This window comes from Mesorhizobium sp. WSM4844 (genome assembly GCF_055811775.1).
Window position 1 is genome coordinate 1 of sequence record NZ_JBVVQB010000185.1, and the last position, 550, is coordinate 550.

Here is a 550-nt window from a genome sequence, read left to right on the forward strand (position 1 = left end):
GCGCTCAACGATCGGCTGCGGCAACAGGCGCGGCGGCTGGGGGTGAGCCTGGCGAGCCTCTGCCATCTGGCCTGGGGGCAGGTGATGGCGCGCAGCAGCGGCCGAGAGCAGGTGGTGTTCGGCACGGTGCTGTTCGGCCGCATGCATGCCGGTGCCGGGGCCGACCGGGCGCTGGGCCTGTTCATCAACACCCTGCCTGTGCGGCTTGACCTCGACGGGACCGGGGTCGAGGCGAGCGTGCGGACCACGCATGCGCGGCTTTCCGAGCTGCTGGCGCACGAGCATGCCTCGCTGGCGCTGGCGCAACGCTGCAGCGGGGTGGCGGCGCCGGCGCCGCTGTTCAGCGCGCTGTTGAACTACCGTCACAACACGCCGGCGGTCGCCTGCAAAGCGGATGATGTCCTGTCCGGCATCGAACGGCTGGGCGGCGAGGAGCGCACCAACTATCCGCTGACCCTGTCGGTGGAGGATTTTGGCGAGGCGCTCGGCCTGACGGCGCAGGTGGTGGAGCCCGTGTCTGCGGATCGGGTCTGCGGCTACATGCAGCAGG

Annotated in this window: 1 protein-coding gene; it reads left to right on the forward strand. The window is 70.7% G+C overall.

Annotated features, from left to right (window positions below; all coding sequences use genetic code 11):
- Positions 1-550, forward strand: a 550-nt coding sequence (locus AC0L2A_RS36355) for a condensation domain-containing protein (RefSeq protein ID WP_473613000.1), incomplete at both ends; no start/stop codon positions are given.